At 63.3% G+C, this 22,462-nt stretch carries 15 protein-coding genes; 12 read left to right on the plus strand and 3 right to left on the minus strand.

Going from position 1 to position 22,462, the window contains the following annotated elements; translation table 11 throughout:
• Positions 1 to 7: 7 nt before the first annotated feature.
• The 9 genes from HPY44_09515 (at position 8) to pstB (ending at position 12,213) form a co-directional block, all read left to right on the plus strand.
• The gene (locus HPY44_09515) at positions 8 to 2,437 is read left to right on the plus strand and encodes a hypothetical protein (GenBank protein ID NSW56241.1); all 2,430 of its coding nucleotides are present in this window, start codon (positions 8 to 10) and stop codon (positions 2,435 to 2,437) included.
• Entirely contained in the window at positions 2,434 to 3,678 is a 1,245-nt protein-coding gene (locus HPY44_09520; protein ID NSW56242.1) for a methyltransferase, read from the plus strand. The genes HPY44_09515 and HPY44_09520 overlap by 4 nt, the downstream gene beginning before the upstream one ends.
• A gap of 50 nt (positions 3,679 to 3,728) precedes the next feature.
• Positions 3,729 to 5,690 carry a hypothetical protein gene (locus tag HPY44_09525; protein NSW56243.1) on the plus strand — a complete coding sequence of 654 codons (1,962 nt, stop codon included), beginning with the start codon at positions 3,729 to 3,731 and terminating at the stop codon, positions 5,688 to 5,690.
• Between the two features lie 77 nt (positions 5,691 to 5,767).
• On the plus strand, positions 5,768 to 6,769 hold the full coding sequence (locus HPY44_09530; protein NSW56244.1) for an aldo/keto reductase: 1,002 nt from the start codon (positions 5,768 to 5,770) through the stop codon (positions 6,767 to 6,769).
• Positions 6,770 to 7,032: 263 nt separating this feature from the next.
• Positions 7,033 to 8,298, plus strand: coding sequence for a hypothetical protein (locus HPY44_09535; protein NSW56245.1), 1,266 nt, complete (start codon positions 7,033 to 7,035; stop codon positions 8,296 to 8,298).
• Between the two features lie 100 nt (positions 8,299 to 8,398).
• Positions 8,399 to 9,415, plus strand: a complete 1,017-nt coding sequence (pstS, locus tag HPY44_09540) for a phosphate ABC transporter substrate-binding protein PstS (GenBank protein NSW56246.1) — start codon at positions 8,399 to 8,401, stop codon at positions 9,413 to 9,415.
• A 113-nt stretch (positions 9,416 to 9,528) separates the two neighbouring features.
• A complete protein-coding gene (gene pstC, locus HPY44_09545; GenBank protein NSW56247.1) occupies positions 9,529 to 10,485 on the plus strand; it encodes a phosphate ABC transporter permease subunit PstC in 957 nt (318 codons plus the stop codon).
• Complete coding sequence (gene pstA, locus HPY44_09550) at positions 10,482 to 11,333, plus strand: phosphate ABC transporter permease PstA (protein NSW56248.1); 852 nt, start codon at positions 10,482 to 10,484, stop codon at positions 11,331 to 11,333. Before pstC ends, pstA begins: the two co-directional genes overlap by 4 nt.
• Before the next feature lie 88 nt (positions 11,334 to 11,421).
• On the plus strand, positions 11,422 to 12,213 hold the full coding sequence (pstB, locus tag HPY44_09555; protein ID NSW56249.1) for a phosphate ABC transporter ATP-binding protein: 792 nt from the start codon (positions 11,422 to 11,424) through the stop codon (positions 12,211 to 12,213).
• Between the two features lie 62 nt (positions 12,214 to 12,275).
• Here pstB and HPY44_09560 read toward each other — a convergent pair whose 3' ends face one another.
• The 3 genes from HPY44_09560 to HPY44_09570 all read right to left on the minus strand — a co-directional run bounded on the left by HPY44_09560 (position 12,276) and on the right by HPY44_09570 (position 18,155).
• The gene (locus HPY44_09560) at positions 12,276 to 16,496 is read right to left on the minus strand and encodes a hypothetical protein (protein NSW56250.1); all 4,221 of its coding nucleotides are present in this window, start codon (positions 16,494 to 16,496) and stop codon (positions 12,276 to 12,278) included.
• 61 nt (positions 16,497 to 16,557) lie between these two features.
• Entirely contained in the window at positions 16,558 to 17,343 is a 786-nt protein-coding gene (locus HPY44_09565; protein NSW56251.1) for a TIM barrel protein, read from the minus strand.
• Positions 17,344 to 17,381: 38 nt separating this feature from the next.
• A complete protein-coding gene (locus HPY44_09570; protein ID NSW56252.1) occupies positions 17,382 to 18,155 on the minus strand; it encodes a glycoside hydrolase family 16 protein in 774 nt (257 codons plus the stop codon).
• 178 nt (positions 18,156 to 18,333) lie between these two features.
• Here HPY44_09570 and HPY44_09575 point away from each other — a divergent pair, with 178 nt between their 5' ends.
• The 3 genes from HPY44_09575 to HPY44_09585 all read left to right on the plus strand — a co-directional run bounded on the left by HPY44_09575 (position 18,334) and on the right by HPY44_09585 (position 22,458).
• Positions 18,334 to 19,662, plus strand: a complete 1,329-nt coding sequence (locus HPY44_09575) for a glutamine synthetase (GenBank protein ID NSW56253.1) — start codon at positions 18,334 to 18,336, stop codon at positions 19,660 to 19,662.
• A 193-nt stretch (positions 19,663 to 19,855) separates the two neighbouring features.
• Positions 19,856 to 21,436, plus strand: coding sequence for a radical SAM protein (locus tag HPY44_09580; GenBank protein NSW56254.1), 1,581 nt, complete (start codon positions 19,856 to 19,858; stop codon positions 21,434 to 21,436).
• A 71-nt stretch (positions 21,437 to 21,507) separates the two neighbouring features.
• Positions 21,508 to 22,458 (plus strand): hypothetical protein, encoded by a 951-nt coding sequence (locus tag HPY44_09585; GenBank protein NSW56255.1) that lies wholly within the window; start codon positions 21,508 to 21,510, stop codon positions 22,456 to 22,458.
• The last annotated feature ends 4 nt before the right edge of the window (positions 22,459 to 22,462 follow it).

Genomic DNA, 22,462 nt, shown 5'->3' on the forward strand with positions numbered 1-22,462 from the left:
AGCGCGTGTGAAGACCGCCGTGGCAATGATGGTCGCAATCACAGCTGCGGTCTCGGCCCAACATGTCGAGATCCGCTTCGAGGACTGCCCACTGGACGGCCGGGTAGTGGTCATCGACAATGGCCTCGTTCAGGCGGCAGTCGCGCCCCAGCTCGGGGGCCGGCTCATGCGCCTGCAACGGTCTCAGGGACAGCCGGTCATCACCTTCGAAGCCGACTGGCGCCAGACGAAGGAGAGCGTCTGGAGTTCCGAAGGCTCCGCGGGACTATCTGGAGGCCAGGCGCAGGCGTGGACGGCTACGGCTGCAGACCAGACGGCGGCAATCCGATGGGAGCACTCCGCGCAGATCAAGGGCCTGCCGGTTCGGGTCACCAGGGAGCTTGCGGTTGCTCGCGGCTTGCCCGCCGTTTTTCTGAGAGTGACGGTTCACAACGAGGGTGACCGCGTCCTGCCTGGCGCGGGATATACCATTGCTCCACACTTTTACAACCGGCCGGAGAACGTCCTGCGTGGTGACAAGTCGCTGGATGCCCCAGGGCTTGTGGACACGGCAACTCGCGTCACCTTCCCCGCCGTGCATCTTGCGGTCGGCGACACCGAGGTCATTCCTCGCTTCGGCCCCGGTGAGTTCGCCATCATCGGCGAAAGCTACATGTTCCGGGTCACCCACAACCTTCGGATTGGCGACATTGCGCCGGGGCAGTCAGGCACAGCGCAGGGACTGTGGTGGCTGCTTCCTGCGGGTACGGAGCCGCCGGAACAAGTGCAACCCGACTGGGCGTCCCTCAGCGAATGGACCGCTGTGAGCCCTCTGATGGTGCGAGACACGCCTCCAGATGACCTGCCCAAGACCCCGGTTCTCGAAACCACGACTCCCTGGGGCATCTGCGGCCATGCAGGGCCGGAGTATATGCCTCTGTGGCAGGCTGCTGGGGTCAGGTGGGCACGCAAAGGCTTCGGCTGGGCCGCTGGGGAGCGCGAGCAGAACACGTATGATTTCAGCGCCATGGACGCCACCGTAGTAGCGGCCGAGCAGGCCGGCATCCAGTTGATCGGCTTGTTTCTCAGCAATCCTCCCTGGGCCACGGTGGACGGCGCAACCATATCGCCTCCGAAAGACCTTGCCGCCTGGGAGCGGTATGTTGAGACCGTGGCCCGGCGCTACGCCGGCCGGGTGCATGTCTGGGAGATCTGGAACGAGCCGGACATCAGCCAGTTCTGGACGGGCACCGTGGAAGACTATACAGCCCTGCTGGCCGCCGCTTACCGGGGAGCGAAACGGGGCAATCCTGACTGTTTAGTGATGACAGCGGGGCTGGACGGTCACGGCGAGCGCTACCTGATGGAAATGGCGCGTACCGGAGCCTTCGAGTTCTGCGACCTGGTGGGCTTCCACCCTTATGCAGGCAACCCAAGACTGGCCGAAGATCGCGTGCGTGCGGCCTGGCGGGTGCTCAACCATTTCGGCGTCCGCAAGCCCATCTGGATCACCGAAGTTGGGTGGCAATCGGGCGGCTGGAAGGGCGGCCCGGGCGTGGTTGACAGCGAGGCCACGAAGGCCGCATATCTCGCCGAAATCTACCCGCGCCTCGAACCCCTGGCCGAAGTCACCTGCTGGTACGTGGACAGCGAAGCCGGCGACATGTACGGTCTCATCCGTCCGAAAGATGGGGGTATCGTGCTCAACGAGGCCTTCCACCGGTTCCGCGAGGGCTCCGGCGCAGCGCAGGACAACCGGCTCACCATCCGCGGGCCTGAGAGTGTCTCCGTCAAGGCCGGGCAGCCGAACATCGCCCAGTTCCTTGTGAGGAACCAGTCGGATCAGCCGCTGGCGATCGAGGGCTTCTTCTATGCGCCGGCGCCCTGGGCATCGGTGCACGTGGCCGACGAGACGCTCCGGCCGGGAGCCGAGACCACTCTCGAACTGCACACAGAGCCGCCGGTCTACGCCGTGGCACGCAAAATGCCCTGCGTTATGGTGGCCCGAGCACCGCGGGGCCCTGCGTGTCTCATGCCCTTCACCCTCGATCTGATCAACGAGGGCGAGTCGGTGGACATCAGCATGGCCGCCCAGTGGCCAATCCAGGCGGATGCTGAGGGCAAGCAGGTGGGCAAGTGGACGCCGGCTCAGAGCCTCGTCACGCCGCCCGGAGGGTTCCGCATCCACCCCTTCAAGATCACCAACCACGGAAATGCCCCCCACACTTTCCGCGTGCACCTTGAGGGCCCGGCGGCAGAGTGGGCGAAGCCCGTTGCCGAGACGGTCACGATCCGACCCGGCGAAACCGCCTGGGTAGGCGTGCATCTGGCCATCCCGCGCGATGCTGAGCAGGGAACACGCATACTGCGCCTGCGCATCGTTTCGACGAAGTACCCGGAAGTCAACGCGAGCGACGATACCCCGGTGCGCGTCGGCGCCCAGGAGGAGCAGCCATGACATCCCGTGAGCGCGTGCTTGCTGCTATTGCCCACCAGCCCACCGACCGCGTGCCCATCGACTTCGGTGGAATGAGGTCTACGGGGATCATGTCCGTAGCCTACAACCGCCTCAAGGACCACCTCGGGCTGGAGCACGACACCCTTCAATATGACGTGGTGCAGGGGCTTGCCCTGCCCCATGAGACGATACTCGACCTGTTCGGTGTGGACGTGGTGGACCTCACCCGCGCCTGGTTCACCCGCCCCGATGACTGGCATGACTGGACCCTCGTGGACGGTTCGTTGGCGAAGGTCCCCGCGTGGTTCCAGCCTGAACCCGACGGTGCGGGCGGCTGGCTCTGGAGGGGCGACTTCGAGCAGGTCGTGGGCGTCATGCCTGCCGGGCAACCGTACATCAGCCAGTGCTACTGGCCCATGGCCGACGACTGCGCCGGGCTGAGCGCGGCATCCCTGGCCGAGCTGCCTACCCACATGCGGCAGGTAACCTGGAGCTGTCTGGGCTGTGCGCCGTGGCATCCTGGGTTCGATGAGAGCCGCTGGGCGGAGATCCGCAAGACCGCATTGGCCTTCCGGGCGCAGACAGATCGCGCCATCATGTGCGCTTTCGGAGGGAATCTGCTGGAATGGTCTCAGTTCCTGCGGGGATTCGGGCGCTTTCTGCAGGATCTCGCCGAACGCCCCTCGGACGTGCACATGCTGCTGGACGCCATCACCGAGCATCACTTGCGCAACCTGGACAAGTTCATCGAGGCAGTGGGCGACGTTATCGACATCATCCAGCTCGGAGACGATCTCGGCACCCAGCACGGGCCGCAGATTTCGCCGGCCATGTACCGCGAGTTCTTCCTGCCCAGGCACCAGGCCATCTACCGGAGGGTGCGGGAGCGTTCCGGCATGAAGGTCTTTCTGCACAGTTGCGGCGGGCTGTATGAGTTGCTACCTTCTCTCATCGAGGCGGGTGTGGAGATCATCAACCCTGTCCAGACGGCAGCGCGGGGCATGGAGCCCGAACGCCTGAAGCGGGAGTTTGGCAAAGACCTCACTTTTTGGGGCGGCGGCGCCGAGACGCAAAGCACCCTCATCTACGGATCGCCCGACGCAGTGGAGAGGGAAGTAACCCAGCGCGTGCGCGTCTTCGGAGAAGGTGGCGGCTACGTGTTCAACCAGGTGCATAATGTACTGAATGACGTGCCGCCGGAGAACGTCGTGGCGATGTTCGAAGCGGCGCAGAGAGCTTGACCTGCGTGACAGCCGAAATCTGATCCGACAGTCGTCAGGAGGTCCACAACGTGCGCAGACTCATTATCATCGGAATGGCCCTGGTGGCCGCGGCGAATCTTCACGCGCAGCTTCTCGACGACTTCTCGGGCGATGTAAGCGCGTGGCAACCGGAAATGCAGTATGGTGAGGTCAGCGGCTGCGCAGTAAAGCCGGGGCCAGGCAACGGCGGCGGACAGAGCCTGCAGATCGACTACGTCTTCGCCGATTCGGGCACAAATCACATCATCTACGCTCGCCCGGTGGAACTCGACCTCTCGTGGACCCGCGGCCTGTGCTTCGACCTGCGCGGGACCGGAGACCCGGTGAGTGTCTTCCTGTTCCTGTGGGACGCCGATGGCCGATTTGTGAACTACGGCCCCCACGGCACGAACCTGGACTTTCACACCGGGCACCCGGAGTGGACTACGGTCAGTATGGCATTCCGGACTGACTCATCCGTGCAGGGCGGCGGCGCGGACCTGTCCAGAATCCGCCGCATCGGCTTCATGCTCAACCAGGTCGGCAAGCGCAAGGGAACAGTATGGATCGACAACCTGCGTGGAACCGGCGACGCCGAAGCGTGGCTGAGTGTGAGCCCGGCGGTGATCAGCCCCAATGGCGACGGAGTGAACGACGAGGTGATGATCAACGTCGGCGCCCTGCGGGACAGCGAGATGACCGTGGATATCCTCGACGCGAAGGGCAATGTGCTGGCGGTTCTCACCAATGCCTGGCCCACTGAGAAGCACGAAGTTGACCTCACCTGGAGCGGCAAAGTCCAGGGGAAGATTGCGCCGGACGGCGACTACACGGTACGCGTCCGTTTCAGCGGCGACCACGAGCGCGAATTCACCGCGGCGGTGGCGGTGAACACTGAGTACCGGTGGCCGCCTGTCAGCTACCAAGTGGAGCCATTCTTCCCGGTGGGAGTATGGTTCGAGGGTTCACCAGCGATGGCCGGGTATCCGGATGACCCCGCCGGTGCACACGCCTACTTCCTACGCTGCTTCAGGGATATGGCCACTCACGGCTTCAACTGCGCGGCTGTCCCCAACTGTCCGGAGGCGCTCTGGGAAACGCTCCTGCAAGCTGCCGATCAGGCTGGGATACGAATCGTCCTCGAGGTCGGGCCGCTGGTGCGCCTGGTCAGCCAGACCACGCCGGTGAGTGAAGCCGAGGTATTTGACGCGGTATCAGCAGTCGTCGGCAAGATCGGCAAGTATGACTCGCTCCTGCGCTACCAGATCCGGGATGAGCCACCCCGGGAACTGATCGGCAACTGGATCTTGGTCCAGCGCGCCCTGGCGGCTCTTGACCCGAAACGTCCGGCATTCTCGTGTTTCTGCCACCCCGACTCCTTGGCCCGGGTCTCGCGGGAGACCGTGCTCAGTGAAGCCGTCTTTGACATCTACCCGCACCACAAAGGGACGCCCCTCAACACCCTGGGCGGGTTCGAGAGCGGGATGCGCACCTTCACCCAGGCATCCGGCGATAACCCGCGCTGGGTTGTGCTCCAGGCTTTCGGGGTGCCGGGGGACAGCCACTGGCGGTACCCGACGCCCGAGGAGTTGAGGGCAATGACCTGGCTATCACTCGCCGGCGGTGTCCGCGGGGTCTTCTACTTCATCTACCAGTACATGCCAACATACCTGCACGGCATGGTGGAGTACGACGGCACACCGCGGCCGATCTACGAGCCCTGCGCAGATCTCGCCAGTAAGCTCACGAAGCTTTCGCCCCTGCTCATGTCCCTGACGCCCGGACGGCCCGTGAATATCGAAGGTGACGCACGCATTGGCAGTTTCCGCGATGCAAGCAAAAAGCCGGTGCTCATCGTCGCGAGCGTCCGCCCAGATGCAGAAGTCACCGTCACACTCAAGACCGGCGGACCATGGGTGGACGCCCTCACCGGCGATAGGCTTACTGGCGGCAAGGATGGACTCACGCTGACTCTTCCGCCCGGTGAGGGGAAGGTTCTCGTGAAGCCGTGACGCATCCGTGCTTTCCGCGCCGGGACCTGCGCGGTTCCCACGAAGGCACCGGCGTCCTCTAGAGATGGAGGCAATCCATGGAATACCGCAACCTGGGCAAGGCAGGCGTGAAGGTCTCTCAGCTTTGCCTCGGCACCATGATGTTCGGCGACCCCACGCCTGAAGCGGAATCAGTGGCGATCATCCGCGCCGCTCTGGATGCTGGGATCAACTTCATCGACACCGCCGACAAGTACAATGCCGGTGAATCCGAGCGAGTTGTGGGCCGGGCGATCAGGCCGGTGCGCGACCAGGTGGTTCTGGCGACCAAAGTCCACCTGCCCATGGGCGATGGTCCCAATGACAGAGGCAGTAGCCGCCTGCACATCCTGCGCGCCGTTGAGGCCAGCCTTGAGCGTCTCGGGCTGGACTGTGTGGACCTGCTCTACCTGCACGCCCCGGACCCGGAGACGCCCATAGAGGAGTCGCTGCGGGCTCTGGAGGACCTGGTGCGCGCCGGCAAGGCGCTGTATGTGGGCTGCTCCAATTTCCGGGCCTGGCAGACAGCTCACGCCCTGGGGATTCAGGCGGCTCGGGGATGGGACTGCTTCGCGGCGATTCAGCCCCTGTACAACCTGGCGAATCGTGATTGTGAAGTCGAAATCCTTCCAATGGCGCGGGAACTGGGCTTGGGCGTAGTCCCGTACAGCCCCCTTGCCCGGGGCGTGCTCACCGGCAAGTACTCGCCGGGGCAGGAGCCCCCACCCGACTCTCGTGCCGGCCGTGGCAATGTTCGAATGCTCCAGACCGAGTTCCGGCAAGCTAATCTTGAACTCGCAGCAGCATTGGGACCCGTGGCTACAGAGGTCGGTTGCACACTGTCGCAGCTCGCACTTGCCTGGGTAATGGCGAACCCGCTGGTAACTGCTCCTATCATCGGCCCGCGCACTATGGACCAGCTGAAGGACAACCTGGGAGCGTTGGATGTGACGATCACACCCGAAGTCGAGGCGCGCATTGACCAGCTGGTGCCCCCTGGAGAGCACTGCGGCAGGGGCTATCAGGACCCGTCCTTCCCCGTAACAGGCCGGCCCACCTGACAGCGCAAGGACCCCGGCATGCGGCCCTGAAGCGCCGGATTCAGGGCCGTATGCGTGCCTGCGCGCATCCGTCCGGATCTACGCCTTAACCAATGGCTTAATTCTCTCTTAACGACTGCTTCAGCCCTTCTTAACTGGGCCCATAGATACTTCTGCCATGTGAGCCCCATCGCGACGGATCTCCGACCAAGTGGGGAAGTGACCCGCGTCTGGCGGGCACACAAGACCAGTCGCGTCATCGCACACATCCCAGGAGGGAAACCATGAGGACCGCAGTATTGCTGTTCGCCGTCGTCGCCGTGGCCGCACTGTGCACGGTGTCCTGGGCGGGAGAGCCCACGCCGTCGCCGGATCGCGCGTACGTCGATGCCGTGATCGATGCCATGGTGGCGTCGGGCCTTATCTCCGCGGAGAAGGCCGCGGAGTTCAAGGCACAGGGTATGAAGGCTGCAGCCGCCGTGGCCGATGAGCTTGCCGCTGCCGCCGCCGCAAAGCCGAAGAAGAAGCAGTGGTACGACACCATCAAGCTGGGCGGCTATATACAGGCTCGCGGTCTGTACTATCCGGATGCTGAAGAGAAAGAAGTCGATCTCGCGTCCGTCTCGCTCAAGAAGGACAGCGAATTCCTGGTTCGGCGCGCTCGGATCAAGCTTTCCGCCAAGCCGGCTGACGGCGTCGAAGTGGTCATCCAGCCGGACTTTGGCGAGGGCGACGTCACCATCAAGGATGCCTACGTGGACAAGAAGTTCGGCAACGAGATGACATCCATGATTCGCTTCGGCCAGCACAAGGTCCCCTTCGGTTTCGAGGGCCCGCAGTCGAGTTCATCCCGCCTGCCGCTGGAACGCAACTGGGTTGCTCGCCGGACCATCGCGGGCGAGCGCGACACGGGTATCGCCTACTACTACACCGATCCAGAGGATGCCAAGCTGTTCAACCTTGCGAAGAATGAGCATTTCGGCACCGGTGACTTCGGCAACATCGCAGTGGCCTTCTTCAACGGCCAGGGCATCGAGGACGGCGCCGAGCTCAATAGCGACAAGCACATCGTCCTGCGCGGCTGCAAGCCCATGCTCATCAAGGGCTTCAACTCTGACAGCGAAGAGCCTGACCAGTACCTGGAGTTTGGCGCCAGCTACTATGCCGGGGATTACGTCTCCAAGGGTCTTGGCCAGGAAGTCAGTGAGGACTTGATCGGTATCCACGGTTACCTGGCCCCGCAGCCTTTCGGCCTGCAGGCTGAGTATTTCACCGGCGAGACCGAAGGCGCTGACATCGACGGCTTCTACGTCATGGCCCTGTACCGCCCGGAAGACGGTGATGGCACTTTCTACGCCCGCTACGATGAGCTCGACGGCCGCCGCAAAGGCCGCGGCGCCAAGGACTACACCCGCGACCGGTGGACCATCGGCTACGCTCACGAGCTTGAGGACGGCAAGAACCGCGTGACGGTGGAGTACTCCGAGGACACACCCGAGGGTGGCGACAGCTGGGGCGAGTTCGGCATCCAACTCATGACCCATTACTGAGACAAAGAAAGGGGGCTCCTCCATGGCCCGGAGCAGCCCCGCTACGACAGTCACAACGGCCGCCGTTGGCGGTCGCTAACCAAACGGAGGATAGCACACAATGCGCAGTGCAAGCAAGTCTCTCGTGACGATGATGCTGTGCGCGGTGTTCGCGATCAGCACCATGGCCGCTTCCGCGGCGACCCTGAACGGCAGCGGCGCGAGCTTCCCGTTCCCGTATTACACGAAGACCTTTGCAGAGTTCAAGAACCGCACGGGTATTCAAGTCAACTACCAGGCCACCGGCAGCGGGGCCGGAATCGACGCGATTACCAAGAAGACTGTGGACTTCGCCGGCAGTGACGCTGCGCTGTCCGACGCGAAGCTCAAGTCCCTCCCCGGCAAGCTCTTCCAGATCCCGACCTGCGGCGGCGCGGTCGCCATCGTCTACAATGTGCCCGGCGCCTCCCGCGACCTCAAGCTCAGCGCCAGCAGCGTGGCCGGCATTTTCCTGGGTCAGATCAAGCGATGGAACGATCCCAAGCTGGTTGCCGAAAATGCCGAACTGCGCAACAAGAACCTTCCGATCACCGTCTGCCACCGCAGCGACGGCAGCGGAACCACCGACATCTTCACCACCTATCTGTGCGCGATAAGCCCGACGTGGAAGTCCAAGGTCGGCAAGGGTACCGCAGTCAAGTGGCCCACCGGCAAGGGTGGCGCAAAGAATGCGGGAGTCGCCGCTCTGGTGAAGCAGATCCCCGGTGCGATCGGCTATGTCGAGCTTGCCTATGCAAAGCAGAACAACATTGCTACCGCACGCGTGAAGAACCGCAGCGGCTACTACATCAAGCCCTCACTTTCCAGCACCAGCGCCTGCATTGAGGGTGCTCTGAGCGTGCTCAAGAACGACCTGCGCGCTGACATCGTCAACTCTCCCGGCCGCGATGCTTACCCGATCGTTGGCCTGACCTTCATCTTCGTCTACGAGAACTCCGCCCAGCCTGCGGAACTCAAGCGCCTATTGGGCTGGCTCATGTCCGACGAGTCGATGGCCATCGCAAAGAGCCTTGAGTATGCTCCGCTACCCAATTCCGTGCGCGCCATCTGCAAGGAAATGATCGCGAAGCTGAAGTAGTCCCGCTCCACTGATCTCTCCCTCCAGGCGAAGCACAGCGCCTGGGCCTGCGCGGGGCGCCTCTTCCCATGGGAGGCGCCCCACTTTACGACAGCCGGTGAGGAGCCCGCATAATGGCTGCTGAAATCGCACCCGGAGCACGCCCAGAGGCTAGCCTATGCATCAGCGACCGGGCATTCAACGCCATCTTGTATGGCGCCAGTGGTGTTGTGCTCGCGCTTGTCGTCACTCTCGGGTACACGCTCGCGAAGAACTCGGCCGCGTCTTTAGATCACTTTGGACTTCGGTTCCTAATCAGTAGTGACTGGGACCCTGTGCATGAGCAATTTGGTGCACTCCCCTTCATCTGGGGCACGCTCGTAACGTCCTTCATCGCTCTTCTACTTGCGGTGCCTGTGGGCATCGGAACTGCCATCTTCCTCGCAGAACTCGCCCCAACGGCTATCTCACGCCCTGTGTCTTTCCTGGTGGAGTTGCTCGCAGCAGTTCCCAGCGTCATCTTCGGACTGTGGGGTATCTTCGTCGCTGCGCCGATCATCCAGAGGTTCGAGCTGTTCGTTGGGGAGCGCTGGGGCCACATCCCGCTTTTCTCGGGCCCCCCCATGGGCATCGGGGTGCTGGCAGCTGGGATCATCCTCGCGGTGATGGTGTTGCCCTTCGTCGCGTCTATCTCCACAGACGCGATACGAGCCGTCCCCCGCGCCCAGTCCGAAGCGGGGCTCGCTCTGGGAACCACACACTGGGAGACCCTCCGCGGACCGGTGCTACGCTATGCAAAGAAGGGCATCCTTGGCGCTGTCATCCTCGCCCTGGGGCGCGCGCTTGGCGAGACAATGGCCGTCACCATGCTCATCGGCAATACTCCGACCATCTCCATTTCCCTTTTCGAGTCCGGCTACTCCATGGCGTCGGTCATTGCCAATGAATTCGCCGAAGCCATGGGCAAACTGCACGCCGCGGCCATGTCAGAGATCGCGCTGCTGCTGCTCCTGCTCACCGTCGCGGTGAATGCCATTGCGCGGCTGCTGATCTGGGGAAGCACCGGGATGCAGGGAGGCGACAGACGATGACCTGGGATCGGCAGAGCTATCGGCGGCTCAAGAATGCCTTCGCGTTGACTGTCTGCACGCTCATGGCTGTCGCTGCCGTGCTGCCACTGTTCGCCGTCCTGTTCCATGTGGCACGACTGGGCATCACCCATATCGACCTGGATTTCTTCACGAAACTGCCTGCTCCTGTGGGCGAGGAAGGCGGCGGGCTTGCGAACGCCGTGGTTGGGACACTGGTGCTCGTGGGGCTTGCTTCCTGCATCGGTGTCCCGGTGGGCGTGCTGGCGGGTGTGCTCCTTGCCCGAGCCAGCGGTTGGCGCTGGTCATTCTGGGTGCGCTACGCGGCGGACGTGCTCAGCGGAGTGCCGTCGATCGTGGTCGGCGTCGTCGTGTATGAACTCGTGGTGGTCAAAGCGCAGACCTTCAGCGCCTATAGCGGCGGGATCGCTCTGGCGATGATCATGATCCCCACAGTGGTGCGCACTACCGAAGAGATGATCCGCATGGTCCCATACACGCTCTATGAGGCAGCGCTGGCGCTCGGGGTGCCCGAATGGCGGGCCACAGTTGCTGTCCTCGTGCGTGGCGCCAGCGCCGGGATCATCACGGGGATCATGCTGGCCGCGGCGCGAGTCGCCGGAGAGACTGCCCCCCTGCTGTTCACCGCATTCAACAACAACTACTGGTCGAAAAGCCTGTCAGAGCCCATCGCGTCGCTGCCCCTGGCCATCTACAACTATGCCCTGTCGCCCTATGAGACCTGGCACGCCATGGCCTGGGCCGCGTCACTCGTCCTGGTAAGCCTAGTGCTTGGCATGAGCATCCTTACCCGTGTCGTCACGCGTGGGAAGTACGAGATCATCCAGTAGTGGAGGGACTATGAAGACCATGGCCGCAACAGAGCTCGAAGGCGGGGCTGGAACGCCGGTTCCCGACACGCAGAAACAGTCGGCCCCGATGGACGCCCATGGAAGACCCCACCCGACCCGGATTCACCTGGACCAGTTTGGGGTGCGTTACGGCGCCTTCCAGGCCGTTGAGAAAGTCCATCTTCACGTCCCGGCGGGTCTCATCACCGCCTTCATGGGTCCCTCCGGCTGCGGGAAGTCCACCATCCTGCGGTCCATCAACCGGATGAATGACACTATTCCCGAGGCTCGTTTCCAGGGGCAGCTCTACATCGACGACCAGGCTGTGTACGCCCCTGGGGTGAACGTGATGCGCCTGCGCAAGCGAGTGGGCATGGTGTTCCAGAAGCCCAATCCTTTCCCGGCATCGGTGTTTGAGAACGTGGCCTGGGGGCCGCGCATGCACGGGCTCTATCGGGGTCGGCGGCTGCACGAACATGTGGAGCGGTGTCTTGCGCGCGCGGGGCTATGGGAGGAGGTCAAGGACAAGCTGCGGATCAACGCCATGTCCCTGTCTGGCGGCCAGCAGCAGCGCCTGTGCATCGCCCGGGCACTCGCGGTCGAGCCGGAGATCCTGCTCATGGACGAGCCATGCTCCGCGCTGGACCCCATCGCCACCTACCGCATCGAGGACTTGATGAAGGAACTAGTCCCGGAGTACACGATCATCATCGTGACCCATAACATGCAGCAGGCGGCGCGCGTGTCCGAATACGCGGCGTTCTTCTGGATTGACGACAACCGCACCGGCCATCTCATTGAGAGCGGTCCGACGCAGCAGTTGTTCCGTGCGCCCCAAGATGAGCGCACCGAGCGTTACATCACTGGCCGAGCGGGATAACCCACGCCAAACCGCGGGGACGGGCGCCAAACTCAGTGCCCGTCCCCGACAGCGACAAACCGTCAGTCTCTGACCAGCACTATGAAATCCAGCCCCATACCATCTCCCAGGTTCGTCATGCGCAAGCGGTGTTTCCCGGCGCTGAGGGGAACTTGCACGTCCTGCCCCGCTCCATCCTTCAGCCACTGGTACTTCCAGTCGGAAGCAGCGGACGCATACCCTCCGGTGAGGGGGAAGGTGACTGACTCCGCCGCTTCCGTGGGCAGTCTGCCGTCAATTTCCACCCTCCGCCGAGGCGCGTTCTCACTGCCGCTGGCGTACCGGAAACAGATGCGGTATTCAGCCGCCTGCGGCACTTCAAACTCCCATTCCAGCCAGTGCCCGATGTCCGCGTGCCATTGGGTGATCATTGTCCCCCAGCAGCCCTGCCGGTCGTCTTTCTCGGCCACCTCTCCCCCGCCCTGGCCTGTGAACTTCTCGGCCTGAAGCACGATGCGCTGCTTTTCAGACAAGGCCGCCAGCCAGTCGGGGGCCTTGAACTCTGCCTTGGGGACGGTCATCCGTTCCGCGAGGGTCAGGCCGCAGGCTGCAAGATCCGCCAGCACTCGGGGAGCGCAGCGGTAGTACATGCTGAAGCTCTTGCCGTAACCGCTGCCGCCTGCACCCAGAGACAAGGCGGTGGTAATTGGGTCCAGCAGCACCGGGTCGCGTGTCCACAGGTACGCCCTTGCTATCCCCTCGACCATCAGCGGGGAGGCACCGGGCACGTAGCGGGTCTTCGGGCAGGACGTGTAGCGGAACCCGTGGACCTCTTCGGAGTAGGTCTCCTCGATCAGATTGCGCGCGCCCAGGATGATCGCCTGCTTTACCGCCGGATCTTCCGTTACGTCGTGGTAGTATTTGAGACCAGACAGGAGCACCGCCACCATGAAGCCGGCATTGCCCTGGTGCCGGGGCTCACACTCGCAGTGGCCCGGAACCATCATCCGCGACCAGCCACCAAGCTGGTGAGTGCGTCCGGGCTCCTGTTGGTACTCGGGCAGTGGTCGCGGCACCGTATCCTGGGTCTCGAGTACCCGGTCGACGATGACCCGCGACGCGTTCAGGTAATACGGGTCATTGGTTGCAGCCAGCGCAGCGGCGTTCATGATGAGATGCCACCCGGGATCGCGGCAGCTTGCGAAGTCATACGGCCGGCCCAGGGATTTGTCGGCGAAGAAGTCAGTGACCGCGATACCCGTCTCTCGCGAGCGCGGGTCCCCGGTGAGGAAATAGTGGTCGAAGTGCCCCTCGCTCCAGGCGTGGCTTACGGTGTAACCCGCCCGGGGTATGCCCAGAGTGCCAGGCACCGATTCCGTGTAATAGCCGCCGACGTGGCCCATCTGGTGGACGTAGACGCCCCCCACCATCTTCCTGTCCGGGGCCCACTGGATGGTATCTACGTCGCGGTTGTGCAGTTCGTGGCAGTGCCCCAGGAAGAAGGCGTCGGGGTTGCCGGAGCGGACGTACTCCATCAGGAAGGCGTGCTGGGTGTCGTACTCCTCGTTGCCCCAGTTAGCGCCGCGCTCTCCGTACCAGTCGCCGTAGTTCATCATGCCAAAGTCATGCTGGCGCTCCATGCCCTTGATGTACTCTGCAATATTCTTGTCCACGGCGTTCTCGTAGGCTTTGAACAAGGTCTCGTTGCGTGGAGCCACGTCATAGAAGGCCCGGCTGGAGCAGTACCACTCGGGCGGGGCTGTGAGGAGCGGCGGACGCTGGAAGGCCTGGCAGAGCGCCTTCCGGGTCTCCGCCGGGGCCGGGCACAGGAGCAGTTCGTGGGTCTTCGCCATGCCCTGCCGGAGCTTGTAGCGCCCATTCAGCAGGTAGTAGTAGAGATGGTGCCCTTCCTTCTCGAAGGGGAACGCGTCGTAAAGGCCAGGCTCGAAGTCTGGGCACAGATCGATCTGAAGCATGCCCGCGTTGGCTGAAAGCGCCTTGGGGTACTGCTGCCACATGTCGCGCAGGGAGACCGCGCAAGCGGCATCGCCGTCGGGAAGAACCGTCCCGCTGAGCCGTCCCTTCATCACCGCGTTCCCCGCTGTGTACTCGCCGTCAAAGCGCTGTTGGAGCTTGCCTGACACTCCGATCGGCTTTCCGTCCGCCAAGAGGGCCTGCCACTGTGCCGAGACGGGAACCGTGAGCGACATGCTCTCGACCTCGGTCCATTCCTGGCCCACATCGTTGATAAAGGTGTGATGGATGACCACCAGTGGCGATCCGCGCCAGGCTTCAATACGCTGTTCGACACGGAAGCAGTCGCCACCATCCTCGGCCAGCATGTCGCGCGAAGTGAAGATCACCGTCCGCAGAGGGCCGTTCTCTTCGATGACGATCTGCGCGGGTGCATCGCCCGCGCTCGTCGAGAAAACCCCACCCTGGCTTGTGGTCATCGAGGTCGTGCAGGCGCCGTCAAATCCGCGACCTTCCGGGGTTCTCAGGTTCGCAACCTGCCCGCGCGCATCGACTTCAAATCGCACCGCGCCGGTGTCCACGATGACCAATTGGTCGTCCTGTCTCGCCAGCACCCCGCCTGCGGAGGCTCGCCTGACATCCCGCCCAAACTCGAGGTCGTAGGTCGTCTCGCCCGAGGCCGGGAGATCCGCGAGAAGAGTGACCAGCACCCACTTCACGCTGCCGTCGGGCCAGGTTCCGGTGGGTTTTATCTGGGCGGGCACCTCAGCGCCGCCCCGTAGAATGCGCACGTTGTCTGCGCTACCCAGCACGCCGCGCGGGAAGGGAACGCCGGCAGTGGTCGGCCAGCCGGCGAGCGCGAAGTCGTATGGGTTGCGCACGGTCAGAGGCACCCGGGCAGTCTCCGCCTGGGTCTCCGGCGGGACGATTCCCTTCGCGTCGAAAATGATGTCCGGGCCGTAATACGGGCTGCCGTCCCGGGCGAAACCAACAGCGCGCCCGTGATAGGTGGCGTTTGGGTCAAGGCCGGACAGCCGAGCTTTGTGGACGATGCGGTAGCAATCCTCCTCGGCCACCTGCCCGTATTCTGTGGTGGTCCCGTACTCGAAGCGGCTGCGGCTCGGCCAGGTAGTGGTCCAGGAGATGTTCACGCGGCCGGGCTCATTGACGACCCCCGCCCAGAGAGTGTTTTCCACCTTGTTCTCCACCACCCGCGTCTCCGGTGCGCGGGGGAAGAAAAGCACGTTGCAGATCCCATGCAGCCCCGACGGCCCCAGTGCAACCAGGGTGACGTCGTCTCCCTCGGAAATGTCCACTGGATCGCTGAGATAGAAGAGCCAGTCCTGGTTGTTGTCATTTCGGGCCAGCGCGAGACCGGCCAGTTCGCCCTTCAGGTAAATGGCCACCCGCTCATCATTGCCGTCGTCGTACATCATGAACCCGACATAGTACTTCCCGGACCTGGGTGCGCGGGCCGTGACCTTGCCCCCCAGGGCTTTCCGGGACACATGCCCGAAGCGGCGCTGGGTTTGAATGTCCACCGCGTACCCGTCGCACTCAAGCTGGTCGTAGCGCACCTGCACGGTGTCCGGATCAGCCAGCAATGCGCGCAAGATGTCCAGCCCGTGGGTTGCGGTAACCCGCCAATTCTCCGTGCGGTCCTCGGGGCGCATGATCTTCTCCCGGTCAAGAGTCGGCTGCCCGGTAACCAGCTTCTTGGGCACCGAATCATCCATCTTCGGCTTCTCACCCGGCTGCGTTACATCGTGGCAGAGCACGTACAGACCGAAGCGGATGCCCTGATCGTCGCGGGACAGGTCAAGGTCCGATGAGATATACACACTGTTGCCCTGGGCTGCGAAAGACATGGATGGGGCATCGGAGCGAGTGCCGTCGGCCCCGAAATGCGCCGGGTTCGCGCCACCTCCAACCACGCTGAGCATATAGTCGGTGCCGGTGACATAGCCCTTCGCAGGACCAGGGCGGCCGGTGGCCTCGTCACAGTCTGCGTCAAGGTACAGATGCAGGACGGTGCTGACCAGTTCTGGCGGCGCGGCGAAATTGACCTTCCACAGGTACCGGTTCTCCGCGACGTGCCCGAACTCCACGCTCTGCACGTCCTTTGCCGCATTGTAGCCCTCGGCCGCGAGTCGGGCAGCAGGTTCCGCCGCGTCCTCAAGCACCAGCTGCAGTGTCTCCGGGAGCAGGGGGTTGGTTCCCAGGGTCTTTTCGATAGAATCCGAGATTCCGTCTTGATCTGCGTCCTGGGCGATACAGACTGCCGGCAGGAAGAGAACTGCGAGTATAAGCGGAGCAAGTGATGTGCGCATCGGATCCTCCAGGGGCTGGCCGCCCTGCACGGGCAATGGCAAGTAGGAACTCACGCGTTTTCTAGTACCCCTGCGCGCGGAACCAGGCACGGTCCGCGGCCTGCTGTTCCTTGGGACTGAGGTCCTGGCGGCGAGACTCGTTCTCCGAGATTACCCAGCCGTCGTACCCGAGGGCTTCCAGCGTCTGCAGTGCACCGGTGTGGTCCACGACACCCTCACCCAACATGCACCAGCTCTCGCCCCCGTCCCAGTCCTTGAAGTGAACGTAGCCGATACGATCGAAGTACCTACTGAGCGTGGCGTTGAGGTCGTGGCCTTCGCGCACCATGATGCCCGAGTCCGGACACAGGAACCAGGTGCGCTTATCGGTTAGTTCCATCATGCGAGCGATCTCATCAGGTGACGACGCGATAGCCCCGTGGTGGAGGTGATAACATGCCTTCACGCCGAAATCGTCGAGCACCCTTGCGCCCAGTTCGCTGTAATGGTCGCAGACGGTCCGGAATTCGTCGGGATCATCTGTAGCCTTGCCGCCGCCAACCATCATACGGTCCGAACCCATCGCACGCAGGAATTCGGCGGCGCGCAGCGCGTCGTCGATCTCCTGCCTCGCGGCGGTGGACTCGGCGCTTCCCGCCCCAAAGAACAGGGCCGAGAGAACCACCCCGGATTGTCGCAGCAGGTCCGCAAACTCCCGACGTCGGTCGCCCCACTGGTTGATCATCCGCCAGTTGGTCTCAATGCCCTGAAAGCCGATCTCGCCTGCCTCACGCACGGCAATGACCAATTCCTCGCCGAGAGTGCCCAACGGCCAACAGTTGAGTTGTGCGCCGATCCTGATCGACATGACTGCTTCCTTTCGCGACAAGCATAAGGCCGCGGAGCTCACTCCGCGTCCACTAGGTCATAGACGCGAACATAGTCCACGAGGAACTGGTCAGGCAGTTCGGCGGTGGCGATATCCCCTGCCCACTTACCGATCTCGTCACTCACCTTGATGAAAAGAGGCACGTGGCAGACGCCGCCGGCGCTGGTGCGCCACGTTTCCTTGCCGTCCACATAGAAGACATACTCGTCGGTTTTCCACCACAGGCTGAAGGTGTGGAAGCCCTCCATAACGCCGGGCACCTCCACCTTGTGGCCTGCCGACTTGTGATGTTCTCCGTAGCCGTCCCAGTGCAGGGCGTGTTGCACCGTGTCGTTGAGCCACGGCTTCTCAAAAATGTCGATCTCGGTTCCATCGCGCCCCTCATTGCCGACCTTCCCGACGCCGTCACCCATGAGCCAGAATGCAGACCAGTGTCCGGGCTGTCTCTGGAGTTTCACGCGAATAGTGAAATACCCGAAGGCATGCTCGAACTTCCCGCGGGTGCGGATGCAACCGTCCAGGTACTTGTCTCCCTCTTTGACGGTGCTCATGACCAGATTGCCCTCTCCGTCGAGGTTCACTGTGCTGCGCATCCAGAATCCATCTCGGCGGGGGTTGTTGTCGAACACCTGCCACTTGCTCTCATCAAGAACGGTCCCATTGAACTCATCGTTCCACGTGAGCTTCCAGGTCTTGCCCTCGGGAGGAACGGGAAGCTTCTCCTCCTGAGCGAAAGTGCATAGCGCCGTTAACAGCGCGAGAAGACAGGCAATGGGGAGCATGGTGGACATCCCAGTCCTCCTTGGTTGCGGCGGGTGGTCCTGGTGGTATTCGCCCCGGTGCGCCGATCGTCCTTCGGAGCGCGAGGGAGTTGATTCGCGCCCATGAAACAAATCGGAAACACGCCGGGCATAGTATCACGACCAACCGAGGGGCTGCGAGCCTAATGAAACCAGGAGGACGCTGACAATGGACGACGCGAAGAAGTATGTGCTTGAGGCGGCGAAGGAACAGAATGTGAAGTTCATCCGCCTGTGGTTCACTGACATTCTGGGATACCTGAAGAGTTTCGCAATCACGGTGGAGGAGCTTGAGGGCGCTCTGGAGAACGGAATGGGCTTTGACGGGTCCTCCATCGAGGGCTTCGCGCGCATCGATGAGAGCGACATGGTGGCCATGCCGGACCCGTCCACCTGGCAGCTCATCCCCTGGCGTCCGACCGAGGGGGGCGCAGTGGCCCGCCTGTTCTGCGATGTGCTCAGACCCGAAGGCGACCCGTATGTGGGTGACCCCCGCTACGTCCTGCGCCGGAACCTGAAGAAGGCCGAAGAGCTGGGCTACATCTTCTACGTCGGGCCGGAGCTTGAGTACTTCTACTTTGCATCGGACAAGTACCCGGAGCCGCTGGACCACGCAGGCTATTTCGACCTGGTCCCATCCGACGTGTCCGCCGATCTGCGCCGCGAGACTGTGCTTGCGCTGGAGGCCATGGGTATCGACGTGGAATACAGCCACCACGAGGTCGCACCCAGCCAGCACGAGATCGACCTGCGGTACACCGACGCCCTGACCATGGCAGACAATGCCATGACCTACCGCCTGGTGGTCAAAGAAGTCGCTCGGATGCACGGCGTCTACGCGACCTTCATGCCCAAGCCGATGTCCGGCGAGAACGGCAGTGGCATGCATACCCACCAGTCCCTGTTCACCGGCGACAAGAATGCTTTCTACGACCCCAACGACCCAATGCACTTGTCCTGCGTCGCCAAGTGCTACATCGCGGGGATTATGAAATACGCGCCGGAGTTCTGCCTTGTCACCAACCAGTGGGTGAACTCCTACAAGCGTCTGGTTCCGGGCTTCGAGGCTCCGGTGTACCTGTCGTGGGCCCGCCGCAACCGGTCCGACATGATCCGCGTGCCTGAGTACCAGCCCGGCAAGGAGAAGGCCACCCGCATCGAGCTGCGCTCGCCGGACCCGGCCTGCAACCCGTACCTTGCCTTCGCTGTCATGCTGGCCGCGGGGCTCAAGGGTATCGAAGAGGGGCAGGAGTGCTGCGCCGCTGTGGAGGAGAACGTGTACGAAATGACTCCTGAGGAACGTGAGGCCCGCGGAATCGGCAGCCTCCCCAGCAATCTGGCGCAGGCCATCGAGCTTGCCGAGCACAGTGCATTCCTGAAGGAATGCCTGGGTGACCACGTGCACGAGAAGCTCATCGAGAACAAGAAGATCGAATGGGACAGGTATCGCACGGTCGTTCACCAGTACGAACTCGAGAGCTACCTGCCCAAGCTGTAAACCTCCCACGTCATGCACCGAACACCGCCGCCGGGGCAATCCTGGCGGCGGCTTCGTCTTTCCGTGACGCGTCAGCGAGCTGCAGCCACAGTCACCGTGCGCTATGGTATAATGCGGGCACGATGAGAAGTCCCTAGAAAGGCGGAAGCTCCGCGCGCGGCCCTTCTGCCAACCGCCCATATTGACCGAGCGCATGACTGAACCGGACCGCGATACACTCCTGGCCGCCGAGACTCACCTGCTCCCCCAGATGCCGCAGGGCCGCGGCCGCGCGGTGGTGGTCTTCCCGAACACCTACGAGCCGGGCATGAGCAGCTTGTCGGTGCAGACCCTCTATTCGCTCCTCAACCAGCACGGAGTGGCGTGTGAGCGCGGTTTCATGCCCCCCAACCACCCTCTGGGCGAGGTGCGGTCCCTGGAGTCTCAGGCGCTGCTGTCCAGCTTCGACACTGTCCTTGTCACGTCTTCCTTCGAGCTTGACTGGCTGAACATCCCGGCGATGCTCACGGCCGGGGGCGTTCCTCCGCTACGGGAAGAGCGCGATGATCAGCATCCACTGGTGATCATCGGCGGACCTGCGGTGACGGCAAACCCCGAACCGCTGGCGGACTTCGCCGACGCTCTGTGGATCGGTGAACTGGAGCCCTTCGCCGGGGCTCTCGCAGACATCTGCCTCTTGCCCGAAGGGCGCCAGGCGAAGCTGGATCGACTGCGCGCAGAGGCGGCGCGTGTCTGCGGGGATGCGGGCCTCTACCTGCCCTGGCTGCCCGAACACGAACCGGCTCTGGGCGCAGACAGGCGACAGGTGGGCCGATTGTACGCGCCAGACCTGTCCGTGTTCTCCACAGAGTCGGCGATTCTGACGCCGTACACCACTTTCGCCGACCGGTTCCTGATCGAGATCTCACGGGGATGCGCACGGGGCTGCTCCTTCTGCCTTGCCAGGCGCATCTACCGGCCATGGCGCATCCGCCCGGCGGACATGCTTGTGAACCGGATCGGCCGGGTCATGGACAAGACGCCACGGGTGGGGCTCGTATCCACCGCGGTCTCAGACTACCCCGAGGGCGAAACGCTGTGGGCTGCCCTGTCAGCGATGGGTGCGGAGGTGTCGGTCTCTTCGGTCCGGGCAGAGACGGCATCCGATGGGCTTCTGACATTGCTCGGCAAGTCCGGCCAGCACCAACTGACGCTGGCTCCGGAGGCCGGAACTGAGGCCCTGCGCCGTCGCGTCGGCAAGCCGATGAGCGACGAAGAGCTTTTCGACTGCGTCGAACGCGGGGTTGCCGCGGGCATCCACAGGTTCAAGCTCTACTTCCTGCTGGGTCTGCCCGGGGAGACCGATGCGGACGCGCGAGCTATCGCGGGTCTTCTCTCGAGCCTGCGCAGTCGTGCGAGATCGGCGCGTTTCTCGGTGTCGATCAACCCGTTCGTTCCCAAGCCCCATACCGCATATGAAGGCGAGGCGTTTCTGACGGGGAGTGCCTTCCGCAGGCGGATCGGCGCGGCTTTGTCCGGGCTTCAGCGCGCCGGGATCCACGACGTGACCAGCGGCTCGGTGCGCTGGTCCGAAGCCCAGACCATCCTGAGTCGAGGCGGACGCGAGTTGTGCCGCCCAATATTGGAAGCGTCTCTGGCAGGTGCGGATTTCGGCGGATTCAAGGCGGCAGTGCGCGCCGCGGGGATCGACTGGAAAGCGTGCCTCGGCCCGATCGAGACCCATATTGAGACCGCGCCGTGGAAGGTCGTCGCGGACGAGGGCTGCGCGCCGTAGACTGGCTCTGCACCACGAACGGGCGCCGCAGTAATGACGCGGCGGTCACCATCTGAAGAGTCCGGGAGTACATGCCCTTCATCTACTTGCTTTCCACCGATGAGCAGGACGCGGAACTCGCACAGGCGGAGCTGCGGGCGCTAGCCGGCTGCCAGGCTGCGGGCCGCATCGGGATCGGCCCGGTCGCCTGCGACATCTCGCGCTCCGCGTACGTCCGGACTTGTGCGGAGATTGTCGCGCACGGCCGGTCGCTGGACGAACTGTGCGCGGAGCTCGCCGGCCTCGGCCTGCGTTCCGACGGGTTTCGGATCGATCTGCACAAGCTCCCGCCCCGTCCTGACGAGCACGGGTTGGACATCGCCCGGCGCATAGCGGACTGCATGAGCGGCTGGCCGGATCTGTCGCACCCGAGGGAACGTTTTGCGGTTATCTGCTGTCGGAATGACTGGTGGCTTGGGCGGACCGTCTCAAGGAGCAGCCGGGGAGACCTCGCTCAAAGAGGCCGACCGCGAAACCTGTCTCAGGCGCTGAGCGCACGGCATGCCAGGGCACTGGTGAACCTGGTGGCCGCGCCTGGCGATACGCTTCTAGATCCGTGTTGCGGCTGTGGGACGTGCCTGGTCGAGGCCAGGCACATGGGGATCCGGGCGTGGGGGAGCGACATTGCGCTCGCGAACGCCTTCGCTGCACGCGAAAACCTGCTGCATTTCGGGCTGCCACCCGCGGTGGCGGTGGCTGACGCGCGCACTGTTCGGGGACAGTGGGATGCGGTGGTGATTGATTTCCCGTACGGTCACACCACCCATCCGAGCGAGGGCCTGTACGAGGATGTGCTGAACAATCTGGCCCCGCGGGCGTTGAGAATGGCAGTCATCCTCGGAGAACGCGGTGAGAGTCTCTTCGAGCGTTGCGGCCTGGAGGTCACCGATCTCGCCCGGGTACGCAGTAACACGCTGGTCAGGCATTTCTACGTTCTCAAGGGCAGGCGCACGCCTGCTCCCGTCTTGTCGCGTCAGGAGTGATTGC

The organism is Armatimonadota bacterium (assembly GCA_013314775.1).
GTDB lineage: Bacteria > Armatimonadota > Zipacnadia > Zipacnadales > JABUFB01 > JABUFB01.